The sequence below is a fragment of the Williamsia sp. Y844 genome, from assembly GCF_056786475.1.
On record NZ_JBXCJB010000002.1, the window covers coordinates 359,874 to 382,864 of the forward strand.

A 22,991-nucleotide genomic window follows, 5' to 3' on the forward strand; every position below is an offset into this window, starting at 1 on the left:
GCAGGGAGTGGCAATGGGTGTGTATGTGGTGACCGGCTCGGCCTCAGGGATGGGACAAGCGGTGGTCGATGAGCTCCGCGCCGACGGTCACACTGTGATCGGGGTCGATGTCGGGGAAGCTGAGATCCGGGTCGACCTGTCGACCGCGGCCGGGAGGCAAGAGGCTGTGGAGCGGGTTCTGGCCGTGGCCGATGGCCGACTCGACGGCGCCGTTCTCGCGGCGGGGATCGGGCCGACTCCGGGAAAGGGGCGCGCGCGAGTCATCTACGAGGTGAATTATCTCGGGGTCGTGGAATTGCTGGAGGGCTGGCGCGACGCCCTGGCCCGTGCGCAGACCGCGAAAGTGGTGGTGTTCGGTAGCAATTCGACGACAACAACACCGGCTGTTCCGCGGCGCGCCATCCGGGCTCTGCTTGTCTCAGATCTGGACCGTGCCGAACGGGCCGTGGCGATCTTCGGCAAGGCGGCACCGTCGATCGCGTACGCCGCCTCGAAAACCGCGGTGAGTCGGTGGGCGCGCCGCGCGGCGGTCACACCGGAATGGGCTGGAGCCGGCATCAGACTCAACGTCTTGGCGCCAGGGGCGATTGCCACACCCCTGCTCCAGCGCCAATTGGCAACCCCTTCGGAAGCCAAAGCGATTCGCAGCTTTCCAATCCCAGTCGGTGGATTCGGTGAGCCGAAGGAGCTGGCCCGTTGGGTGGTGTTCATGTTGTCGGATGCCGCGAATTTTCTCTGCGGGAGCGTGATATTCGTCGACGGCGGTTCGGATGCCTACTTCCGTGCCGATAGTTGGCCCAAACCGGTACCTGTCGGCCAAATCTTCAGCTACGCGAGGCGATTTCGGGGTCATACCGGGCGAAACCGGATCTTGTAGGAGCCGTTCTCCCAGTGACCGGGAGCACCTATGAGTGCATCGGCAGGCCATCCGCTCATAATCGACCGCTGCCATCTACACGTGATGCGCATCACGGGAAACGACCCGCTGCGGCGACTGCCGCAATCATGCGGGTGGTATTTGCAAAGGAGTCCTGTGTCATGAAACTCGGAAACCGAAATCTTCAACGACGAACCTTCGCCGGCGCGGTTGCGTTGCTATCCATCGCAGCGCTCGGTGCCACGGCCTGTAGCAGCGATGATGCGAGCGGGAGCAATGTTGCCGCCGCGTCGACGACGTCGTTGCCCAGTAACCCGGCCGAAGGCTCGGCGGTGAAGATCGGATTCGTCTCCACGGAGGGCGGTGCAGTTGTATCTCTGCCCGAGGTGCGCCAGGCGGCCGAAGCTGCTGTGGAGTATGTGAACAACAACGGCGGTGGCCTCGCCGGGCACCAGGTCGAATTGGTGGTGTGCAAGCAACAGGAGGACCCGACGTCGGCGACCAACTGCGCCAATCAATTTGTCGAGAAGAAGGTCGCCGCCGTGTTGTCCGGCGGCACATCTCAGGGACCGGCTATCGTCCCGATCGTCACCGGCGCAGGAATCCCGTACGTGACGTTGAATGGGGTGTCTGCAGCCGAACTGACGTCGCCAGACGTCGCTGCACTGGGTGCGGGTCTACCTGGGACGATCTCCGCCATGGCGGCCGCCGCCAAGGATCAAGGCATGAAGAGTTTCACCATCTTCGCCAGTGACGGTGGAGGACTGGGCGCAATCATCGGCGCGATGGGTAATCCGATCTTCAAAGCTGCGGGCGTCGGACTGAATGTTGTCCCGATTGCGCTCGGTGTCCCCGATCCCACCCCGCTCGTCACCGCCGGTCTCAGCGAAAAGCCCGATGGTGTGAGTATTGTCGCCGACGCCGCGACCTGTTCGTCGGTGCTCAAGGCCATCCAGACGTCGGACCCAACGGTCAAGAAGGTCCTGCTCCCCACCTGCTTGGAGCCTGATGTGATCAAGGTCGTCGGCATCGACGCGCTCAAGGGCAATATGGGAATCACCGCCACCGACTACCTGTCGGATCGTCCGGATTCGGTGCTGTACCGCTCGATCCTGACCCAATACGCACCTGATCTGTCAGTCACGGGCTCCGGAGCGCTCGGCTACCAAACCGTGATGGCGGTCATCGCCGCCACGAACGGCATCACCGGTGACGTCACCGCCGCCACCATCAAAGAGGCGCTCAAGTCGGCGCAGAACGTCGAAATGCCCGCTGGCGGCGGAATCACCTTCACCTGCAACGGAACTGCATTCCCGCAAATGCCCTCGATCTGCTCCAACCAGATGCTGCTGGGTGAAATCAACGATGACGGTGTTCCGGTCAACCCCACGGTGACCGGCTAAATCGACACATCCTTTTTGCGAGAGAGAACATCATGACTGACCATCTTGCGTACCTGGCGCTCGGGTTGGGTAACGGCGCCGTATATGCCGCCATCGGCCTTGCGCTCGTCATGACCTTCAAGAGTTCGGGGGTCGTCAACTTCGCTACCGGCGCGGTTGCTCTGTATACCGCCTATACCTACGCGCTGTTGCGCACAGGTGAGCTGATGGTCCCGATACCGGGGCTCCCCAAGACGATCGACTTCGGTCGACCTCTTGGGGTGGCCCCGGCCATGGCGATCTCTCTGGTGATCGCTGCAGCGCTGGGAATCTTGTTCTACGCAGCGATCTTCCGGCCGATGCGCAATGCCTCCACCGTGGCGAAGGCGGTCGCTTCGATCGGCTTGATGATCGTTCTCCAAGCGCTCATCGCGCAGCGGGCTGGAACCGGATTGGTGGCAGTCGAACCGATTTTTGCGCTCGACACGATTTCGATCGGCGATAGCACCATCCCCACCGATCGGATCTGGCTGGCCCTGGCAATCGTTGCCCTGGCCGTGATTGCCACTCTCGTGTTCCGGTACACCAGGTTCGGTGTTTCGACCGAGGCCGCAGCCGAATCAGAGAAGGGCGCCTACCTGACCGGACTGTCGCCGGACAAGATTGCCTTCAGCAACTGGGCATTGTCTTCGGCCGTCGCGGGCCTTGGCGGCATCCTGATCGCGCCGATTGTCGCGCTGAATCCCGTCGCCTACTCGATGTTCATCGTCCCGGCGCTGGCGGCGACACTGGTCGGGAACTTCTCGTCCATCTGGTTGACTGTGATCGCGGGCATCGCGATCGGGTCCCTCCAGGCAGAGGCGACCAATCTCCAGGCGACACTCGACTGGTTGCCCAAAACTGGTGTTTCCGAAGGGATCTCGTTGATCCTGATCGTCGGATTCCTGGTGGTCAAAGGAAGGCCGCTGCCGGACCGAGGAAGCGTTGTACGGCAAGCGCTGGGTCGGGCAATGCGCCCCGACCACCTACTCATCCCTACCGTGGCTGCCCTCGCGGTGGCGGTGATCGCACTGTTTGCGACCTCGGGCAGTTGGCGGGCAGCAGTCATCACCAGCATCATCTTCGGGATCTTGGGGCTCTCCCAGGTCGTGGTGACGGGATACGCCGGCCAGGTCTCACTGGCACAACTCACGCTCGCCGGAGCGTCGGCATACTCTCTCAGCAACCTCACGTCCGACCTAGGTGTGCCTTTCCCGATCGCCCCGATTCTCGCCGCTGCATGTGCGACTGTGATCGGCGTGGTGGTCGGACTTCCGGCACTCCGTGTCCGAGGTTTGCCGCTGACCGTCGTCACGTTGGCGCTGGCGGTCTTCCTCGAAGCGTTCTGGTTCCGTAATCCCTCACTCAATGGCGGAGTGAACGGCGCACCCATCGATCCGCCAAAGCTTTTCGGTATCGACTTCGCGATCGGCGCGGGCGAGAACTACCCGCGCATCCCGTTCGGGTTGATGTGTCTGGCTGTGCTGACCGCAGTCGCACTGGCCGTCGCCTGGTTGCGGCGCAGCAGTCTGGGCACCGATATGCTCGCCGTCCGGGCCAACGAGCGTTCGGCCGCCGCCACCGGGATCAACGTTTCAAGGACCAAGTTGATCGCCTTCGCAATCGGTGCGTTTATTGCCGGCCTCGCGGGTGCAATGATGGGCTACCAGCAGACGTTGGCCACACCTGAACCATTCATGGTGTTCGTCGGCATCACCCTGTTCGCGGTTATGTACGTCGCCGGAATTTCGTCCATTACCGGCGGGATACTCGCCGGCATCATGGCACCCGGCGGCCTTCTGTACCTTTTCGTCGATCGATTCCTGAACATCGGTGACTATTACGCGGTAATCAGTGGGCTCTTGCTCATCATCACTGTCATGCTCAATCCCGACGGGATCGCGAGCACCCTGCCGAGGCTTCCGCTGCCGACGCTCGGTAAGAGAAGCAAGACTGAAGACGTTGTCGCACAGGAGATCAGCACCACCGATCTGGCCGCAGCCGCGCCTGTTGGCGGGGAACCGTTGCTGGTGATCGATGACGTCACCGTGCGCTACGGTGCGGTCACCGCCGCATCGGAGGTCTCCTTCGAGGTTCGTCGCGGCGAGATCGTCGGTCTGATCGGACCCAATGGTGCAGGTAAGACGACCCTCATCGATGCAATCACCGGGTTCGCGCCGGCGACGGGCTCCATGCGTCTGGGAGATATCGACCTCGGGGGCAGACCGCCGCACGCTCGCAGCAGGGCCGGATTGGGGCGCAGTTTCCAGGACGTCGAGCTCTATGACGACCTGACGGTGGCGGAAAACGTCACTGTGGGTGCGACGCGGTCGCAATCTTCGTTGGGCGCGGGGGAGCGGGTCCACAGAGTGCTGCATCTTCTCGGGCTGTCCGAACTGGGCGCTGCCGAGGTTGCATCGCTGTCACAGGGACAGCGGCAATTGGTATCTGTGGCACGGGTTCTCGCCGCCGAACCTGTGGTGGCACTGCTCGATGAACCGGCCGCCGGACTGGACAACAATGAAAGCCGTTGGCTGGGTGACAAATTGCGGGCGGCGCGTGATGCGGGTACGTCTATTCTGCTGGTGGACCACGATATGGACCTGGTGCTCACCATCTGCGATCGGGTTGTGGTCTTGGACCTCGGTCGGGTGATCGCTGACGGGCCGCCGAGCGCGATCCGGACAGATCCGGAAGTGCTCCGTGCCTACCTGGGGGTTCCCTCCGATGAGGACATCGGCACCGATGTGGTGGCCGACAAACTCGCGCCAACGAGTCCCGTACTCACATCACAGGAGACATCGTCATGATTGCACTGGAATGTCGTGCGCTCACCACCGGCTACTCCAAGCAGCGGCCGTGTGTCCGCGGAGTTGATCTGACGGTGAAGGCGGGAGAGATCACCTGCCTGCTCGGTCCGAACGGTGCCGGAAAAACCACGTTGTTGATGGCACTCGCGGGCCTGTTGCCGCGGTTTGATGGTGAGGTTCTGGTCGGCGACCATGCCGTCCGTGGCGGTAACCCGCGTGACGCTGTCCGGTCCGGATTGGTACTCGTGGCGGATGACCGCGCGCTGTTCCGAAGTCTCAGCACGGAACAGAACCTGCGGTTGGCTGTGCCCGAGCGTTCCCGGCGGGCCGGCGGGATACGCGAAGTCATCGAGCATTTTCCCTCGCTGGAGAAGCGTTTGAAGGTCGATGCCGGGCGATTGTCGGGTGGCGAGCAACAGATGCTGGCCATTGGTCGCGCAATCCTCCAACGTCCGAAGGTGCTGCTCATCGACGAGTTGAGCATGGGCCTGGCGCCGGTAATCGTCAACGAAATCCTCTTGGTATTAAGAGATTTCGCTACAAACGACGACATGGCGGTGGTGCTGGTGGAGCAACACGTACACCTGGCGTTGCGTGCAGCAGACCGAGCCGCGGTGCTGGTGCACGGCAGCATTGTGCTGGATGATTCCGCCGAATCCCTCCGGTCTGATCCTCGACGGATCGAGGCCGCCTATCTGGGGGAGACCGCCACCACAGTCGCAGGATAGAGCGACGTCAAACCATTGCCGGATCGGTGAGTTCTCGGACTCACCGATCCGGCAATGCTGTGTTTGCCGGCCGCGAATGCTGTTACAGGTGCAGGGAGCACATCGAAATCCAACTGCCTTGTTCACCAACGCAGTTCAGCCTCCCGCTGCGTGGGACGTGGGCCAGGATGTTCCCCGCGGTCGATCTACCGTGATGCCAGTCACGCTCACTGCACGGTGGGTTTCGCCTGAGATAGAAGAGGAGCGCTCCATGACAGCCACGCTCGAACGGCACCCGATGACCCCGGCGGCGCCGCCGTCGGTGATCCAAAATTTTTACACAGCCGACGAGACTGCGACCATCATGTCGGTCATTCGGGACAACGCACCCTGGCGGTTGATCCTCGCCCATCACTTCGCGTCCACCGAGGAGTATCTTGCCGTGTCGGGCGGCAACAACCGTCGGCCAGATGCCCGGTTGTCCGATTTCGTGGCGCCGGTTTTCCGTGGATTCCTCGGCAATGACGGAGTGGTCCTTTATCCGGAACTGAATGACATCTATTTCGGCCGTAAGCTGCTGGACACGGCAAAACAGTTGCACGGCACCAAGTACGGGATGGCACACGACCTTCTGTTCAACATGTGCGGCCCGTCGCATAGCTTCGATGCCGGCCACTTCGACACCGGGAGCTTCCGCGGAATCGGATTGCACAATGCACCGCTCTGGCTGCTGGCGGTGATGTTCAAGTCGGGGCTGTTCGACGCCTGGGAGGTCAAGACTGCGCAGGTGATCACTTACTTCTACAACTCTGACATCGACGGTGGATTCACCTACTGGCCCAAAGGGCCCGACCGGTCACCAGAACGCTTCGCCGCACCGTTCTGGAATACAGCGATACTGACCGATAATTCGCGCATGTACCACCGTCGTGAATCCAGCGGTCCCCGAGATCGGCGCGATCTACCAGGTTTGGACCTGTCGTCGACACTGCACAGCGTCGGTGATGACGATTGGTCGATTCGCAACGGCGATACAGAGATCAGCCACGTGAAAAATGCCGACATGAGAATGCTCGTGCACTACACCGCATTGCTTTTCGATGATCTAGCGGACGTCAAACGCTACCAAGATCACACAGATGACCTCACGATGGAGAAGGCCTTCGGGATGCTCATCGCAGACCTGCGAGCGAAGGGTGTCACGGTTCCCGAACCGAGCGAGCCCAGTACCGACACAGCGTTCATCGCTCAACTCACCGATTTCTACAAGATGGCTCCCCGTTCCTACCCTGCAGAGGCGCCGTTGGAAGTGCGCAGCTGACCGTACGACAAGGACCATCCCGGACGAGCTCCGGGATGGTCCTAGATGTCGTTGGGCTCAGGTTGCCTGCCTTGCGTCAGACCTTCAGTGCAGCAGCGGTCTTGCCCGCGCGCCGACCGAAGAAGCTACCGTCCCCCAAGCTCGCGCCACTGGCGTATCCGCCGGCACAGACTCCGGATGTACAGCGGCCGGCGGCATACAGTCCGGGTATCGGTTCGCCGCTGACGTGGAGGACCTCGGCATCAACCGTCGTCTTGAGCCCACCCAGGGTGAAACCACCCACCATGCCGCGCAGGTCATACGCGGCGATGGGCGTTGTCAGCGGTTTGACCCATTCACTCTTTTTGGAGAAGAACGGGTCCGACGACGTGGCCGCATGACGATTGAACAATTCGATCGTCGAGGTCAGGCCGCCGGTGGGAAACCCCATCTCGCCTTCGAGTTCTTCGACGGTCTCGCATACCCATGTCGGCGTCCCCCGCATCACCGCGCTGGTCGAGTCCGTTTGCGTGGCCTCCTCGAAGGAGGCCTCGTCGATCACGAGGAATGCATCACCGCCCTGGCGGAGAAGGGTTTCTTGCGCAATACGACCCGGGTAGGTGTCCTCGGCGACGTAACGCTGACCGCGTGCGTTGACGAGGATTCCACGTGCCATCAGTTGAGGGTCACAGAAGATCGCGACCTCGGTTGCATCCATGTGAGCGGTGGCGGCACCCAATGCCTGACTCATTCGGATCGCCTGGCCGTCATGGCTTTCGATCGATGCTGCCGGTCTGCCTGCTATCCGCGGTGCATGGTCCTTGAGCATCTCATCGTTGTAGGCGAAACTTCCGGTCGCCAGGACCACACCGCGGCGGGCATGGATTGTGAGGTCGGCCCCGTATTGGCGGGCCACCACTCCGGTAACGCGTCCATCGTCATCGATCACGAGGGATTGCGCACGAGTATCGAATACCGTTCTGACACCGAGCGCTTGTGCGCACTCGATCAGCGGTTTCATGAGCATGTGACCACCGGTCTGTTCCCCCTCTACCGCTTTTCGGGGAAGATGCCCGCGGGGTGCCGGTGGGATGAGGGCATTGAACGGCGCAGCGTTCTCACCGCCGGAATACATCAGTCCTTCACTGTGAGGGGGCTCCCAACCCGGCTCACCCCAGAACGATTCGTCGAAGACAACCCCGGCATCAGTCAACCAGTTGTAGTGGGCGACGCTTTCCTCGCAGTAGATGTCGACCTTGCACTCATCGACGCCTGGGCCCAAGGCACTCTTCATGAACGCCTTCATGTTTTCAACTGTGTCGTCGAAACCCAACGCACGCTGCAACGGTGTGCCGCCGCCCAGGTAGATGAAACCACCGGACATGGCGGCGGCGCCGCCACCGCCACCGAGCCGTTCCAGGACGAGTACGTCAGCGCCGGCGCGTGCGGCCTCGATCGCGGCTGCGACTCCGGCTATCCCGAAACCGGCGATCACGACGTCCGCTTCGTGTGACCAAGTCGCCACGGTTGAGGATCTCACTGGCTTGAGGGTCGGATCTACCACGGTGCCTCCTAGTTGCGTGTTTCATCAAAGTAGGTCAATGCGCACCCTTGTGCGCCAGCGGTACTCCCTCTCACCGGGAGTGGTTGCGCACGAGAAGATCTATCTCCCGCTGTATGGGCACCCCGGGTTGTCAGGGTCTGGCGGCTCGAACACCATGTGGCATCAGCCAATCAGTTGGTTCCCGCCTGTCCCAGGAGTTCCCATGGTTTCCGGTCTCGAAGAGCGTAGCGTTTCCGCAGTTGCGATCGAGCTAGCACAACTCGTGGGTGCCTGGTGGTACCACTACGACGAATGGGATCCTGAAATTCTGCGTGGCATTCTGTCAGAAGATGCGACTTTCAGCTCCCGTACCGATAGTGGCACAACAGAATACGAGGAGTTCGTGCGAGCCGACATCGCCGGTGCGGACGCGGTGATGGTGTGGCAGGAGAATCATCGAATCAATAGCCCCTATCCGTTGCGGCATTGTGGCTCCAACGTGCATGTCACGAGCTTTTCCGGTGACGTGGTGGAGTTCGCGTCATACATCTTTGTCACCAAGATCGTCGACGGTAGGCCGTTGTCGTTGTCGACCGGAACTGCGTGTGGCGCAGCGCGTATCACCGACCAGGGGCTGCTGATGCAACGGCTTGACGTCGTTCTCGACACGACAGATTCGGTGCCCTTGGCGGAACGCGCGAATGCTGGCAGGGCGTGATGGTGGCCGACCGTCACGCGGCTTTCGAACTGCCAGAGGTCGGAAGGGGTCGTATGAGGAGGAATTGGGCGCTGCCCAACGGCATTATTCGAGCAGGATGTCGGCTGACAAAGTGAGGAATGGACGATGAGGATCGCCGGAAAGGTGTTTGCGCTGACCGGAGCTGGAAATGGCATAGGCCGTCAGGTTGCACTCGAACTACTCGCACGGGGCGCTCGAGTTGCTCTGATCGACCGGGATCAGGCCGCATTGAACCAGACTCGGGAACAGTCTGGTCCGGACAGCGCACGGGTGTCGACGCACGTGGCCGATGTCAGTGATCCCGATGTGGTCGACGACCTACCTGCGCAGGTGATCGCGGAACACGGTCAGGTTGACGGGCTCCTCAACGTCGCGGGGATCATTCATCGTTTTGTTCCGTCGGCAGAACTCGAGCGGCATGAGATCCGTCGGATTGTTGATGTCAATTTCTGGGGAACCGTACACACAACTCTCGCGTTCCTCCCGGAGCTGCGGAAGCGGCCTGAGGCCGCCATCATCAATATCTCAAGCCTTTCCGCTCTCGTTGCCTTTGCGGGCCAGACGTTCTACAGCGCAACGAAGGCGGCAGTGAAGCAGTTCACCGAGGGCCTTTATGAGGAGCTCATCGATTCAAATATCACGGTGACGGCAGTCTTTCCCGGCAATATCAGTACGGATATAAGTGGAAACTCGGGTGTGACGATGATCGATGCGGGCAGCCGAAAGGTTCGGTCGACAACACCGGAGCAGACTGCTCGCGAAATCGTCGACGCCATCGAGAAGGGTAGAGCTCGACTGTTGGTGGGGGCCGACGCGAAGCTGTTGGGAGCGCTGACCCGACTGGCGCCGGTCATGACCATGCGACTTGTCGCCAAGCAGATGAAGAGCGTGCTGTGAACCCGGCGGGAATCTGCTGTGGTCGATGACGTCGTATCTCGGACGTCGTCGAAACGTCCCCGACCGAGACGGTTCCGGGTTTGTTGCGAATCTGAAGGTAGCGAACGTCTCATGAGCGCGGCGCATGGGACCCCCGGCCACTGATGGCCTCCTCTCGACTGCGAGGTTGCGCTCGTGACAGGGTGCCTATTGCGCACCCCCGCGTACCGGGCCTGTCTGCGTGCGCACCGCCACGTTGAGTGAGCCCTTATCGCAGCGAAAGACTCTCAATCTTTGAAATACTAAGTCGCTCTTCCGCTTTAGTGATCAACGCGGAACGTAGGTCTCCCTGATGGTGGGCGTGGTCCATGTGAGAACACTGCCAACCCGCGGGGTGATGTAGTCATTGACAACATTGCTGCCGCGCGTTTACCGTTCACAGGACACAAGGAGGAAATGCCAATGAAGACCAGTGAGATATCCCCATCGATCGGCGTCGAGGTAACCGGGGTGTCGGGATCTGCTTTCAACTCCGCCGAGACGGCTGACACGGCCATGCGGCTGCTCAAGCAACGCGGGGTGGTCGTCTTTCGGGGCGCGAACATCAGTGACCCCGACCTCGTGGCCTTCAGCCGGATGCTCGGGGACGTGGTCGTCGCCAAGGTCGGCGGGCTCCCAAATCATCCGGAGGTCTCCCCGGTCACGCTTGATCCGACGAGGAGCAAGCTGGCCGAACTGCGCCGCAGCACCATCTTTTGGCATGTCGACGGGCTCACAGATGATGTACCGCAGAAGGCCACGCTGCTGACCGCTCGGGAGGTGGCCGACGAAGGCGGGGACACCGAGTTCGCGAATACCTATGCCGCTTATGACGCTTTGAGTGACCAGAAGAAGGCCGAACTGGCCGGCTACCGGGTCGTCCACAGCCTGGCCGCCGCCCAGATGTTGGTGTACCCCGACGCCTCGGAGAAAGATAAACAGATGTGGGACAGGCTTCCTTCTCGCGAGTATCCACTGATCTGGAGCCATCGGGATGGGCGGCACTCGCTGCTCATCGGTGCGACAGCCGGCCAAGTGGTCGGCATGACCGCAGAGGACAGTCGAGAGTTCCTCGACAGCATTCTCGACTGGACCACGCAACCGCAATTCGTCCTTCGCCACAAGTGGCGAGTAGGGGATCTCGTCATCTGGGACAACACCGGTCTTCTCCATCGAGCGATTCCCTACGAGGCCACGTCACGGCGCCTGATGCATCGCACCACGCTGGTCGGCGATGAGGCGGTGGCGTAATGGTGTCACCGGCATTCTCGGTCCCGCGTGCCGCGATCATTACCGGCGGAGCGTCCGGGATCGGCTTGGCGATCGCCGAACGCTTGGCAGAGGAAGGCGCATCGGTCGCGATCTTCGACCTTGATGCCGACGCGGCTTCCGAGGCCGCCGAGAAGATCACGGGATCGGGCTATCGTGCGATCGGACTCGGCGTCGACGTCACGGACCGGCCGCGGATCGACGAAGCGGTCGAAGAGGTTCGTCGCGAGATCGGGCCGCCGACCATACTGGTGAACTCTGCAGGCATGGACGGCTTCGAGCCTTTTCTGACGATATCCGCAGAAAGCTGGCAGCGACTCCTTGCGGTGAATTTGACCGGAACCTTCGACTGTTGCCAGGCCGTCGTGCCAGACATGATCGATGCCGGATGGGGCCGGATCATCAACATCTCCTCGTCGAGTGCTCAGACCGGCAATCCGTGGATGGTGCATTACTCGGCGGCCAAGGCCGGGGTTGTTGGATTCACCAAGGCGCTTGCCAAAGAGTTGGGCCCCAAGGGAATTACGGTGAACACGGTGCCACCGGGCTTCATCGACACCCCTATGCTGCGTCGGACCGAAGAGAAAGGACTCCTCGGTCCGGGTATCGAGGCCGCTGAGTCGACCACCCCGATGCGCAGGGTCGGCAAGCCTGAAGACATCGCGGCCGCATGCGCCTACCTGGCACGAGAAGACGCGGGTTACGTTACCGGGCAAGTGATCCCCGTCAACGGCGGAAGGACCATCTGACATGCCCGAATCGAACCACTGTCCCAACGACAGTTTCCCCACGAGATGCGCGCGGCGGCGGCGGTAGACCCACCGCTAGCCGATCAGTCTGGACGAGGCTTGTCGAAACGGTCGAGGTATTCGGCTACGACCCTCAGGGTTCGCTCATGGCCAGTGGTAATACCGAGACCGTTTTCGAGGCCGATCGTCCGGCCGATGCTGGCAATGACAACCGAGACGACTTCGGCATCCAATCCCGCGTGTTCGGCATGGTCACGAACTACGTGTTCTAGCGCCGCGACCTGGGCCTCACGAAACTGTTCTGCGCCGGCGGCCAGTTCCTCGCGAATCTGCTCCCGATGGGCGCCCAGGGCCATGAACTCTGTGGTCAAACGTGATCCACGAGGGTCGACTGTCATGTCCCACAGTGCATGCAAAGGCCTATCGGAAGCGAGTGCCTGGCGTTGTGCTTCCAGATTGGCCTGGTAGCCGCGCCGCAGAACTGCGAGGAAGAGGTCGTCCATTGTCGGAAAGTAGTAGTAGACCATGGCGCGCTGAACTTCGGCCTTCTCCGCGACCCGGCGCGACGTGGCAGCCGCGTAGCCCTCGTCGAGAATGATCTCGATAGTCGCGTCGAGAAGCTTCTCGCGGGTGCCGGTATTGCGTTGCCCGACACGGCTCGTTGCGCTCATTTCGTTCCTGTCCTATCCCACGCCGTAGTGCTGGCGCGCATCCCGAGCCCTTGACCCAGTAACACGCAGCTGCTAAGCATACAACCAGAGCCTAATTAGGCGATCGCCTAATTATAGAACGAAGCGCCACTGACGGATTGAACGAGCAGTGGTGTCAACGGCGGAAGGACGATGGTCTGACATGGCACGAATTGATCCACTGACCCCCTCAGAGTTCCCTGCGGAAATGCGTGGGGCACTGACAGCTATGGTGCCGCCCCAACCGACCCATGAACCGATGCCCACCAGGGATCGGCCCAAAGCCCTTCTTGCGCTTGGCACTATGGCGCACCATCCCGCTCTTGCTCGCGCCTTCTTCACACTCAACGGACATATTCTCCGAGCAACAACTCTGTCCGAGCGTCAACGTGAACTTCTTGTCATGAGGGTTGCTGCCGTCCGCAAAAGCCCCTACGAATGGGCGCAACATTTGTTCGTTGCTCGCGATGCCGGGCTGACGGACGAAGAAGTTGGCCGTATCGCGTACGGACCTGATGCACCATTTTGGAGCGATTTGGAAGCGGCCATGCTCCGCGCCGTGGACGAACTCATTCTCGATGGTGCCATCAGCGCTTCCACCTGGCACACACTCGCAGCCGAGCTCGATCGTCAGCAGCTTCTCGACCTGATCTTCACCGTCGGTACCTACGGGTTGCTCGCGTCGCTATTCAACACTTTGGAACTGGGGATTGATGGCGATATCGACAAGCTGATGCAGCAGTACGACACTCTTTTCCCGAATGGACAATAACGATGCGCATCGGTTTGACCGGACACGGTTCCACCGTCGAGAAGATAGTCAAGCAGGCGCAGGACGCCGAAGATCATGGTTTCTCGTCCCTCTGGTACGCCAGCAACGTTGTTCGAGATCCGTTGATTGCCATGGCGATTGCTGGACGTGGAACCACCCGAATTGAGTTGGGAACCGGTGTTCTGCAAACGTATCCGTGTCATCCGATCCTGCAGGCCAATCGCGTCGCGGCAGCTGCGGACGCCATGGGCCGACCGGGTCTGGCACTAGGTTTAGGTCCCTCGCACGAATCTTCGATCCGGGACGTCTATGGGATCTCCTACGATCATCCTGGCCGAAACACAGAAGAGTATCTGCAGATCATTTCCGCCCTACTCCACGGAGAGTCGGTCGATTTCACTGGCCAGGATTGGAGTGCCCACACCCAGTCGACGCCACCAACGCATCGTGTACCGGTACTGCTGTCGGCGCTATCCCCGCGCATGCTGCGCATCGCCGGGCAATTCGCCGACGGGACGATACTGTGGATGGCCTCTGCCACGGCCATTGAGACGCACATAGCACCTAAGGTCAACGCGGCTGCTTCTCTGGCGGGCCGGCCACGCCCACGCATAATTGCCGGCCTGCCGGTAGCTGTACACAATGACGTCGACGCCGCACGAACGGCGACCGCGGCGACTTCTGGAATGTACGCGGAAATGCCTAACTATCAACGCATCATAAAAGCCGGCGGCGGGACCACCGCGGCCGAGATTGCAATCGTCGGCGACGAGAGTTCAGTCCAGAAACAGCTGCAACAGCTCCTGGACGCAGGGGCAACCGAAATTTGGGCACAACCGGTTGCCGTGGGCCAAGACCGCGCCGAGCGGGAGGCGTCAAGAATGCGCACCGTGGCATTCCTCAGCGAGCTGACGACATAGCCAAGCAAGCGCATCCACTCCTGCATGCGCGTAAATCACATATAACTCCCTGAAATTCGAAAGGCCACAATGAAATTGCAATCAATTCTGGACGAGGTACGCGACCTTCCAGGTACTGGCGAACTGATTCCGGTCATCAACCCAGTGACCGAGGAGCAGATCACCGAGTTCGCCGATGGAGGGTCGAAGGCCGTTGACGAAGCCGTTGCACGCGCACGGGCCTCCTTCGATTCTGGTGTCTGGCATGGACTGCCGGGCAACGAGCGCGCCAAAATTCTGTGGCGTGCAGCTGACTTGATTGACGAGCACGCAGCCGAACTCGCCGAGATCGACTCACTCAACACTGGTATGCCCCTTGCCCAAGCCCAGTCGATTATGGGTACCAGTGCGGAATTCTTCCGCTACTACGGTGGGTGGTGCACCAAGCTCAACGGAATTTCTCACGACATCCAGATGACCGGAGGAATCACCGGTTTCTATTCGAACATGCATGGATACACCCTCAAAGAGCCCATCGGCGTCGCTGCACTGATATTCCCCTGGAATGGCCCCGTCTTCAACGCGGCCGCGAAACTCGCACCGGCACTCGCTGCAGGCTGCAGCGTTGTCGTCAAACCAGCTGAAGAAACCCCCCTTTCAGCGCTACTCTTGGTCAAGCTGTTGGCTCAGGCCGGTGTCCCCGACGGTGTTGTCAATCTGGTAAACGGTCACGGACACACCACCGGAGCGGCACTGACCGAACACCCGGACGTCGATAAGATTGCCTTCACTGGGTCCACCGAAGTCGGCAAGAAAATTGTGCAGGCAGCTAGCGGAAATCTCAAGAAGGTCACACTCGAACTCGGCGGCAAGTCGCCCGTCTTGATCTATGACGACGCCGATCTGAACAAAGCCATAATGATGGCGGCAATGGGTATTTTCGTGCACTCCGGGCAAGGATGTGTGTGCGGATCGCGCATCTTCGTCCAACGCGGGGTCTACGACCAGGTGGTGGAAGGTATCGCCACAGTGGCGAACAACCTCAAACTCGGTGGACCCCAAGAGGTCGGCAGCAACATCGGTCCCTTGATCAGTCAAAAACAGCTCGCTCGCGTCCTGGGATTCATCGACGAGGGCAAACGCGACGGTGTCGAAGTCGTTGCCGGCGGACACCGGCTCGATCGGACCGGCTACTTCGTACACCCGACCGTGCTGACCGATGTCAGCCCCGACATGAGGCTCTACAAGGAGGAAATCTTCGGCCCCGTCGTGCCGATCATGCCGTTCGACGACGACGACGAGGTGATTGCCCTGGCCAACGACACAAGCTACGGGCTGGCCGCCACCGCCTGGACACAGGACGTCGGCCGAGCTCATCGTCTCGCGAAACGGCTCGATGCCGGCACCGTAACTCTGAACTGTCAATTGGTCTTTGATCACGCCATGCCATTCGGAGGGTATAAACAATCCGGTTGGGGCTACGAGTTCGGTCGCGAAGGCATTGAAGCCTACATGAAAACGAAGTCGGTCTTCACGCAAATATAAGCCGACATTGCCAGATCGGTTGACGGCGCGTGCGTTATCAACGCCTCTATCCCGATCGTTATATCGAAACAGTACGAACACGAGCCCGCCGGGCTCTGCACAACTAATACGAACGAAACTGAAAGGTTAGGTTGAATTATGACCGGACGTTTGGAAGGTAAAGTTGCCTTCATTACTGGAGCAGCCCGGGGACAGGGACGTAGCCATGCGGTGCGATTGGCCGAGGAAGGCGCCGACATCATCGCTGTCGACGTCTGCGGCCCGATCACACTCGACAGTCCCATTGCTGCGGCAACACCGGCGGATCTCGCTGAGACCGCTGACCTGGTGAAAGGCCTAGATCGACGAGTGATCACGGCCGAAGTGGACGTACGTGACTACGACGCCTTGAAGTCCGCGCTCGATCTCGGAGTCGAACAACTGGGCAGACTGGATGTCATCGTGGCCAATGCCGGAATCGGCAATGGTGGCGAGACACTGGACAAGACCAGCGAAAGCGACTGGACCGAGATGATCGACGTCAACCTGGCGGGGGTATGGAAGACCGTTAAAGCCGGTGTCCCGCACCTTATTTCTGGAGGACACGGCGGATCGATCATCCTGACAAGCTCGGTCGGAGGCCTCAAGGCGTACCCCAATACCGGGCACTACATTGCCGCCAAACATGGTGTTATCGGCCTCATGCGTACGTTCGCGATGGAACTCGGAGAACACTCGATCCGGGTCAATTCAGTTGCGCCGACAAATGTGAACACGCCGATGTTCATGAACGAACCCACGATGCGGCTGTTCCGGCCAGACCTCGAAAACCCGGGGCCCGAGGATATGCTGGCCGCTTCGCAGATGATGCATGTATTGCCCATCGGGTGTGTCGAACCGGTGGACATCAGCAACGCGGTGTTGTTCCTCGCCTCCGATGAAGCCCGCTTTGTAACCGGCATCACGCTCCCCGTCGATGCAGGGAGCCTCCTCAAGTAGGGGGCATCGACAAAATCAGAAAAGAATTGTCGAGCATCGGACGGCTCGACCAATCCGGACCAACACTGTTGACCCGAACGTATGCACCTCACCGTCCGACCCGATCCGACAGGCGACAAACCGAAGGAACTCATGGACAAGTTGCGCGTAATTCAATGGACGACTGGCAAGGTCGGAAAGCTCAGTCTGCGAGGCATCCTCGACGATCCGCGACTCGAACTGGTCGGTGTCTACGCCTATTCAGACGACAAAGCAGGCACCGACGCCGGACCACTGTGCGGACGACCTGACACCGGCGTCCTCGCCACCACCGACATCGACGCGCTCATCGCATTGGGCGCCGACACCATTTTCTACAACCCATTCATGGCCGACCTCGACCACGTGGTCCGTCTGCTCGAGAGCGGACTCGACGTGATCAGCACCAACCTGTTCCTCAACGTCGGTGGCATCGCCGGCGAGACGCAGCAGAAGCTTGCCGCCGCGTGCGAGCGTGGCGACAGTTCGCTCTATATCTCCGGAGTCAACCCGGGCTGGATCAACACGATGGTGACGGCGATGACTGCCGTGTGTCGTGATGTTCAGCAGGTGTCGGTCTTCGAGTCGGCGGACTGCTCGGTCTACGAGTCGGCCGAGACCTGGCAGGCGTTGGGCTTTTCGCTGCCGGAGGCGTCCGACGAGGTGTTGGAGATGGCGAAGATGTGGTTGAGCACGTTCCGTGATTCCGTCGGGCGCATGGCACTCGCGCTGGACTATGACCTCGATGACATGGAGTTCTTCATCGAGCACCAGACCGCGTCGGAGGACGTCGATCTCGGTTGGCTGGTGATGAAGAAAGACACCATCGCCGCGATCCGTGCCGGGTGGAATGGCAAGGTGAACGGAAAGACGGTCGTGCAGAACAACGTTGCCTGGTATCTCACCACCAAGCTCAACGGGGACTGGGTGTTTGACGACGACCACTATAAGGTGATCATCAAGGGTGAACCCGGAATCCAGACCCGCATCCGCTTCATTGCGCCCGAGCACTGGGGCAACCACGAGTGGGACACGATGACCGCCATGCCGGCCGTCAGCGCTGCGTTCAACGTCGCCGCCGCGCCGGCGGGGATTCTGACCCTCAAGGATGTGGGCTTGCCGTGCGCGCCCGCAGGAATCTGGGACAAAGAACGGAGCGAGGGGCGGCCGGCAACGGTCTGAAGGACGACACGAGTTGAACTGAGGCAGAACACAACTCGGAGGTAGGCTGCGATCCGTAGTCACTCGGAGCAGTGCCGGCGGTGGCGGCGTTAATGCCACCACCGCCGGCACTGCTACTTGATCGCTCATGTGCTGGGACCACACACGTCAGCTGTACGGGATTCACGGTCGTGAGCGCTTTTGGCTGCTCAAACGCACGCCGCAGCGGCCGAGTGGAAAGCGCAGTCCCGCAAACGGGGTGTTCGGTGCAGGACTGCGCACGTCCGATCTCTGTCAGGCGGTGATCCAACCACCGCCGTCAGCGTTCACCGTTTGCCCCGACATCCAGTGGCTGTCGTCGGAAGCCAGGAAGACCACGATCGGCGCTACGTCATCGTAGGGATCGCCGAGTCGGTGGAAGACGTTGTCCTTGAAGGCTGCTGTGGCGTATTCCTGCACGTCAGCGGGAAACGTGTGTAGATCGTTCTTGGCATTGTCGGTGAATCCACCAGGGCACACTGCATTGACGCGAATGTTGTGGACACCCCATTCTCGCGCTACCACACGTGTCAGCGCGCGGACGGCTTCCTTGACAGGGGAGTAGGTCGACGCCAGCGCGGGGCTTTCCATTCCCCAACGTGAACCAAAGTTGATGATCGAGGCACCCGCCCCCGGCTTGTCTTTCAGGTATTGAAAACAGAGCTTCATCATGTGCCAGCCGGAGTAGAACGAAATCTCGACCTCGCGCTGGAGGTCGGCGATGTCCTGCTCGAGGAACGGTTTGAGCGTCGTGGAGTGCACGTTGTTCACGAGGATGTCGATAGTTCCGAAGCGCTCCACGGTCGCATTGACGAATGCCGAAAGGCTGTCGACCGATCGCACGTCGCACGGAAATGCCAACACCTCAGCGCCTCTCTCGGCACAGAGCTTTCGCGTTTCCTCGAGTTTGTCTTCCTGGATGTCACAAATAGCGATCTTTGCACCCTCGTCCGCGAAGCGAATAGCCTCTTGTCGGCCGAGGCCACTTGCACAGCCGGTGAGGATCGCGACTTTCCCGTTCAACTTGCCCATGTGGGTCTCCTGATCTTCTTCTGTTTACGCACTGAGAATGAACGCGCTTCCACCACGCGCGTGGATGCTGGCATCGTTTCCGTCTGTGGTTCGCGCAGAGTCCCGAAAGCCGCTGTCTCGCTTGTACTCTGCGAGTGCATTCGGGTCAGATCAGGTGATCAAGTTCTCGGCAACGTGGTGTTCATCGTCAACCCGCGGAATATCCGTGGTGTTCTGGCGCTCGGCTGGAACACTCGGTGTGGTTCCGGACCGATTGAGTGAAGCCCCTTTTCAAGAGACACCGCCAACAACTATGCACGGGCGCAGCGGTTTCGGGCACGTCGCGACACTGGCGAACACTGGTCGGGATCTTCCGATTCGGTGGTGCGGATAGCAAGACGGAAGCAGACTCCGATCCGTCTCCACCTGGAGCAGCACCGGCGGTGGTGGCGCCACTGCCACCACCGCCGAACTGCTATTTGAGGTCGCTCATGGACTTGCCGACGTCAGCAAGAGTCATGGGGCTACCGAAATCGGTTGTGTATTTGAAGGCCGGGATATCGCACCGGAATAGGCCCTCGTCCGGATTGAAGTCCGCAGCCTTCCATCCGTTTGTGGTGGCTTCCTCGACGTTGAAGCATGGGGACGGCGGGGCGCCGGGCGTCAGGTTGACTGGGGCAGTCAGGCCGCCGCCGGTCCACGCCGTCTCCTTGATTGCGGCGTTGTAGAGACAGGTACGTGTCAGATCGTCACCGCAGCTTGCGGCGGACTTGGCAAACATCAGCCATGCAGACATGGCGCGCATGGCAGGCAAAGTGATCACCGCGTCCGGAGCGTACTTCTTGTACAGGGCGTTCAGCTCTTTGACCGCCGGTACCGTCTCTGAACTCTCCAGCGGCGCAACGCCTCCGAGGTCTACGTAGTTCGGTATCACGTCCGCCGAGGTACCGAGCGCTTCGACAAACGGTTCGTTGTAGGCATTGTTACCGGGGTTGACCCAGTCGAGCTTGTAGTCCATGTCCACGAGAATTGTTTGCAACTTTGCCCACTGGGCGGGCTCACCGTAGAAGTAGAGTCCCTTGACGCCTTTGCTCTTGAGGGTCTGCGCGTAGGGCGTCCAATCCGAGATCCCCATCGCCGGGTAGACATCGTTATAGACAACGGTGGCCCCAGCCGCTTCCAACGCCTCCTGCGATTGAGCCCCGGCGGTCCTCACCGAGGGTGTGTCGGCACCGATGATCCCCACTGCATCAGCAGAATCCGGATAGGCCTCGTTGACCAGCCAGTATCCGATACCGAAGAAGGGATCGTAACCGGCAACCCGGCTCGGCGACGCGCTGACCTCGAGGTCCGCGCCCACCGACCGGGGTTGGATCACCTGGGCAGGAAAGCTCGGTAGAACACAGCTCAGACGTTCTTTCACACCCAGTGCATCCAGTCCGCTACTTCCGCCGACCAACGCAAAATCTTCACGGCACGCGATGGTCATCTGCTGGCGAACATTCATAAAGGCAGCGTCGTGGATATTGGCAACCAGTTTGCGACCGTTGATCCCGCCGAGGTCATTGCACCACGACGTGAAGACCTTGGCGGCGTCGTCGAACTCCGACACCTTGTTGAATCCCACATCGGACATCACTCCGACTTTGATCTCTGTGTCGGTAACGCCCTGTGTGGGAGCTCCTTTCGCGTCGCCCGATTGGCAGACATCCGACAGGTCGCCAAAGTTGCTCGTCGCACCATCGGCTGTGGCCGTACTTCCACCGCTTCCTTCGTCGGTGTCACCGCCGCGGTCAGCACACCCAGCCACCAGAACCGCGGTCGCCACCAGCGCGACCACCAAGCGATGCGATCTCAACATGTCTTTTCCTTCACTAGTGCGATGATTGGCTGTACGGCAACGGAGTTCGACTGAGCGAGTCCGGACATCAGTGGTCAACCGCGTGAGTGGACGCAACCATTTTTCGAACCAGCGCCTTTTGAACCTTGCCGGTGGCGGTTCGTGGGAAGTCCTCGACCTGATGGATCTCTTCGGGCCACTTCTGCTTCGCCAAGCCGGCATGGCCGAAGTGCTCTCGAAGCTCAGCAATCGTAGGCAGGGCGCTTCCTGGCTTGAGTCGCACCACCGCGGCAGTGTGTTCACCCAGTCGGGGGTCAGGAGCTGATACGGCGGCGGCTTCTGCGATCCCTGGAATCCTCAGCAGAACCTCTTCCACCTCGATCGCGCTGATGTTCTCGCCGCCGCGAATGATGATGTCGCCCTTGCGGTCGGTGACGCTCAGGTAGCCGTCGGCGTCGATGATGCCAATGTCGCCGGTGTGGTACCAGCCCTCCTCATCGAATGACTTCGCAGTCAACTCGTCGTCAAGGTAGCCCAGGCACAGATCTGGTCCGCGACTCAAGATCTCCCCGTCGTCCGACAGTCGGAGTTCGACACCTGGCATCGCCTTCCCATCCGTGAAGAGCCGTTTGTCCACCGGGTCCGTGTAATGCGAGCCGGTGATCGACGGATGCTCGGTGCTGCCGTAGTAGCGGAACGTGATGACACCCTGATCGTGGAGTCGCTGGGCAACTGTCGCGGGCACCGTCGAGCCTCCCATCCCGGCATACCTCATGTACTCGAGATGCTCCGGGACGAAATCGGGATGATCGAGCAGGCTGATCACGAAATAGGGCGTGCCACCACCGAAAGTCAGGTTGTCTCTGAGCATCAGCTCCAAGGTGCGCTGCGGGTTCCATGCGTCGGTGATGTAGATGGCGGTCTGCTGAACAACCGGGATCAAAAACGCATTGAGCATCCCGATGAAATGACCAACCGGTGAGGCGGTGAGCTGTTGCCCCAACTCAACCGGATAGCTGTCCCCAAGCTGCCGGGTTTCATACCCGAGCGTTTGATGTGTATGAACGACACCCTTGGCATCACTGGTTGTCCCCGAGGTGAAGGCGATCACGGCCGGCGCCGACGCCGCAACGGGGAGGTTCTCGGTCAGCGGCTCACTGTCGAGCAGGTCGTCGAAATCGCGGCCCACCACTCCGACAATCGGGACATCGACGTACAGGTCCGCCTGAAACCGTAAGGGCCCGAACTCGTCGAAGGTGATGAACACCTTTGGCTTTGCCGTCGCAATGATATGCCGGGTTTCCTTCGGCCCATAGAAATGCACAACCGGAATCGAGACCGCACCCAAGAACGATGCTGCCCAGAAGGTTGCCGCAGCCTCCATCCAGTTCGGAAGTTTGAACGCGACAACGTCGCCGGGGCCTACACCTCTCTTCCGGAGCCCTTGCGCCAATCGGCGAGCGATGTGCTCGACATCGGCGAATGTTCCGCTGAAGGGACGAAAATCCGAATAGACGCGAAAGGGGGCGTTGGGCGCACCCGAAAGGCCTTGTGCCAGCGTGTCACCGATGGTCGTCTCGGTCCACCAGCCCTGCTGTACGTAGAGATCCGACAATTCCGTAGGAAGGTTGCGCATACGTGCGTGCTCGCTATCGATCGGGGCCAGAATCACCTGGCACTGTCCTTGACACAGAGGCAGTGTGACACGC

19 protein-coding genes are annotated in these 22,991 nt (G+C 60.6%); 14 read left to right on the forward strand and 5 right to left on the reverse strand.

The annotated features are described in order from the left end of the window. Window positions 1–13 precede the first annotated feature (13 nt). The 5 genes from AC1TQG_RS14015 (at window position 14) to AC1TQG_RS14035 (ending at window position 7,136) form a co-directional block, all read left to right on the forward strand. On the forward strand, window positions 14–877 hold the full coding sequence (locus AC1TQG_RS14015) for an SDR family oxidoreductase (RefSeq protein ID WP_482137811.1): 864 nt from the start codon (window positions 14–16) through the stop codon (window positions 875–877). Between the two features lie 161 nt (window positions 878–1,038). Further along, entirely contained in the window at window positions 1,039–2,280 is a 1,242-nt protein-coding gene (locus AC1TQG_RS14020; RefSeq protein WP_482137813.1) for an ABC transporter substrate-binding protein, read from the forward strand. A gap of 32 nt (window positions 2,281–2,312) precedes the next feature. Then, the gene (locus tag AC1TQG_RS14025) at window positions 2,313–5,108 is read left to right on the forward strand and encodes an ABC transporter permease subunit (protein ID WP_482137815.1); all 2,796 of its coding nucleotides are present in this window, start codon (window positions 2,313–2,315) and stop codon (window positions 5,106–5,108) included. Beyond that, complete coding sequence (locus AC1TQG_RS14030; RefSeq protein ID WP_482137817.1) at window positions 5,105–5,836, forward strand: ABC transporter ATP-binding protein; 732 nt, start codon at window positions 5,105–5,107, stop codon at window positions 5,834–5,836. Before AC1TQG_RS14025 ends, AC1TQG_RS14030 begins: the two co-directional genes overlap by 4 nt. Before the next feature lie 250 nt (window positions 5,837–6,086). Then, entirely contained in the window at window positions 6,087–7,136 is a 1,050-nt protein-coding gene (locus AC1TQG_RS14035; RefSeq protein ID WP_482137819.1) for a hypothetical protein, read from the forward strand. A 76-nt stretch (window positions 7,137–7,212) separates the two neighbouring features. On the opposite strand, the gene AC1TQG_RS14040 is transcribed toward AC1TQG_RS14035, so the two are convergent. Next, entirely contained in the window at window positions 7,213–8,679 is a 1,467-nt protein-coding gene (locus AC1TQG_RS14040; protein ID WP_482137820.1) for an FAD-dependent oxidoreductase, read from the reverse strand. Window positions 8,680–8,881: 202 nt separating this feature from the next. On the opposite strand from AC1TQG_RS14040, the gene AC1TQG_RS14045 reads away from it, so the two are divergent. The 4 genes from AC1TQG_RS14045 (at window position 8,882) to AC1TQG_RS14060 (ending at window position 12,330) form a co-directional block, all read left to right on the forward strand. Continuing rightward, window positions 8,882–9,376, forward strand: a complete 495-nt coding sequence (locus AC1TQG_RS14045; RefSeq protein ID WP_482137821.1) for a nuclear transport factor 2 family protein — start codon at window positions 8,882–8,884, stop codon at window positions 9,374–9,376. 126 nt (window positions 9,377–9,502) lie between these two features. Beyond that, window positions 9,503–10,294, forward strand: a complete 792-nt coding sequence (locus AC1TQG_RS14050) for an SDR family NAD(P)-dependent oxidoreductase (RefSeq protein WP_482137823.1) — start codon at window positions 9,503–9,505, stop codon at window positions 10,292–10,294. Window positions 10,295–10,729: 435 nt separating this feature from the next. Further along, on the forward strand, window positions 10,730–11,563 hold the full coding sequence (locus AC1TQG_RS14055; RefSeq protein WP_482137825.1) for a TauD/TfdA dioxygenase family protein: 834 nt from the start codon (window positions 10,730–10,732) through the stop codon (window positions 11,561–11,563). After that, window positions 11,563–12,330, forward strand: a complete 768-nt coding sequence (locus tag AC1TQG_RS14060; protein ID WP_482137826.1) for an SDR family NAD(P)-dependent oxidoreductase — start codon at window positions 11,563–11,565, stop codon at window positions 12,328–12,330. Before AC1TQG_RS14055 ends, AC1TQG_RS14060 begins: the two co-directional genes overlap by 1 nt. A gap of 83 nt (window positions 12,331–12,413) precedes the next feature. On the opposite strand, the gene AC1TQG_RS14065 is transcribed toward AC1TQG_RS14060, so the two are convergent. Next, complete coding sequence (locus tag AC1TQG_RS14065) at window positions 12,414–13,001, reverse strand: TetR/AcrR family transcriptional regulator (RefSeq protein ID WP_482137828.1); 588 nt, start codon at window positions 12,999–13,001, stop codon at window positions 12,414–12,416. Window positions 13,002–13,182: 181 nt separating this feature from the next. On the opposite strand from AC1TQG_RS14065, the gene AC1TQG_RS14070 reads away from it, so the two are divergent. The 5 genes from AC1TQG_RS14070 to AC1TQG_RS14090 all read left to right on the forward strand — a co-directional run bounded on the left by AC1TQG_RS14070 (window position 13,183) and on the right by AC1TQG_RS14090 (window position 18,413). Further along, entirely contained in the window at window positions 13,183–13,791 is a 609-nt protein-coding gene (locus AC1TQG_RS14070) for a carboxymuconolactone decarboxylase family protein (RefSeq protein WP_482137829.1), read from the forward strand. A gap of 2 nt (window positions 13,792–13,793) precedes the next feature. Beyond that, complete coding sequence (locus AC1TQG_RS14075) at window positions 13,794–14,711, forward strand: TIGR03564 family F420-dependent LLM class oxidoreductase (protein WP_482137830.1); 918 nt, start codon at window positions 13,794–13,796, stop codon at window positions 14,709–14,711. A 69-nt stretch (window positions 14,712–14,780) separates the two neighbouring features. Further along, the gene (locus AC1TQG_RS14080; RefSeq protein ID WP_482137832.1) at window positions 14,781–16,235 is read left to right on the forward strand and encodes an aldehyde dehydrogenase family protein; all 1,455 of its coding nucleotides are present in this window, start codon (window positions 14,781–14,783) and stop codon (window positions 16,233–16,235) included. Between the two features lie 138 nt (window positions 16,236–16,373). Then, window positions 16,374–17,213 carry a mycofactocin-coupled SDR family oxidoreductase gene (locus AC1TQG_RS14085; protein WP_482137834.1) on the forward strand — a complete coding sequence of 280 codons (840 nt, stop codon included), beginning with the start codon at window positions 16,374–16,376 and terminating at the stop codon, window positions 17,211–17,213. Between the two features lie 132 nt (window positions 17,214–17,345). Beyond that, entirely contained in the window at window positions 17,346–18,413 is a 1,068-nt protein-coding gene (locus AC1TQG_RS14090) for an NAD(P)H-dependent amine dehydrogenase family protein (RefSeq protein WP_482137836.1), read from the forward strand. Window positions 18,414–18,686: 273 nt separating this feature from the next. Here the strand turns inward: AC1TQG_RS14090 and AC1TQG_RS14095 are convergent, their stop codons facing one another. The 3 genes from AC1TQG_RS14095 to AC1TQG_RS14105 all read right to left on the reverse strand — a co-directional run bounded on the left by AC1TQG_RS14095 (window position 18,687) and on the right by AC1TQG_RS14105 (window position 22,918). Then, window positions 18,687–19,463, reverse strand: coding sequence for an SDR family NAD(P)-dependent oxidoreductase (locus tag AC1TQG_RS14095; RefSeq protein WP_482137838.1), 777 nt, complete (start codon window positions 19,461–19,463; stop codon window positions 18,687–18,689). A 454-nt stretch (window positions 19,464–19,917) separates the two neighbouring features. Continuing rightward, a complete protein-coding gene (locus AC1TQG_RS14100) occupies window positions 19,918–21,303 on the reverse strand; it encodes an ABC transporter substrate-binding protein (protein ID WP_482137840.1) in 1,386 nt (461 codons plus the stop codon). A 67-nt stretch (window positions 21,304–21,370) separates the two neighbouring features. Further along, window positions 21,371–22,918: an AMP-binding protein gene (locus AC1TQG_RS14105; RefSeq protein ID WP_482138746.1), complete on the reverse strand. Its 1,548-nt coding sequence runs from the start codon at window positions 22,916–22,918 to the stop codon at window positions 21,371–21,373. Window positions 22,919–22,991: the final 73 nt, after the last annotated feature.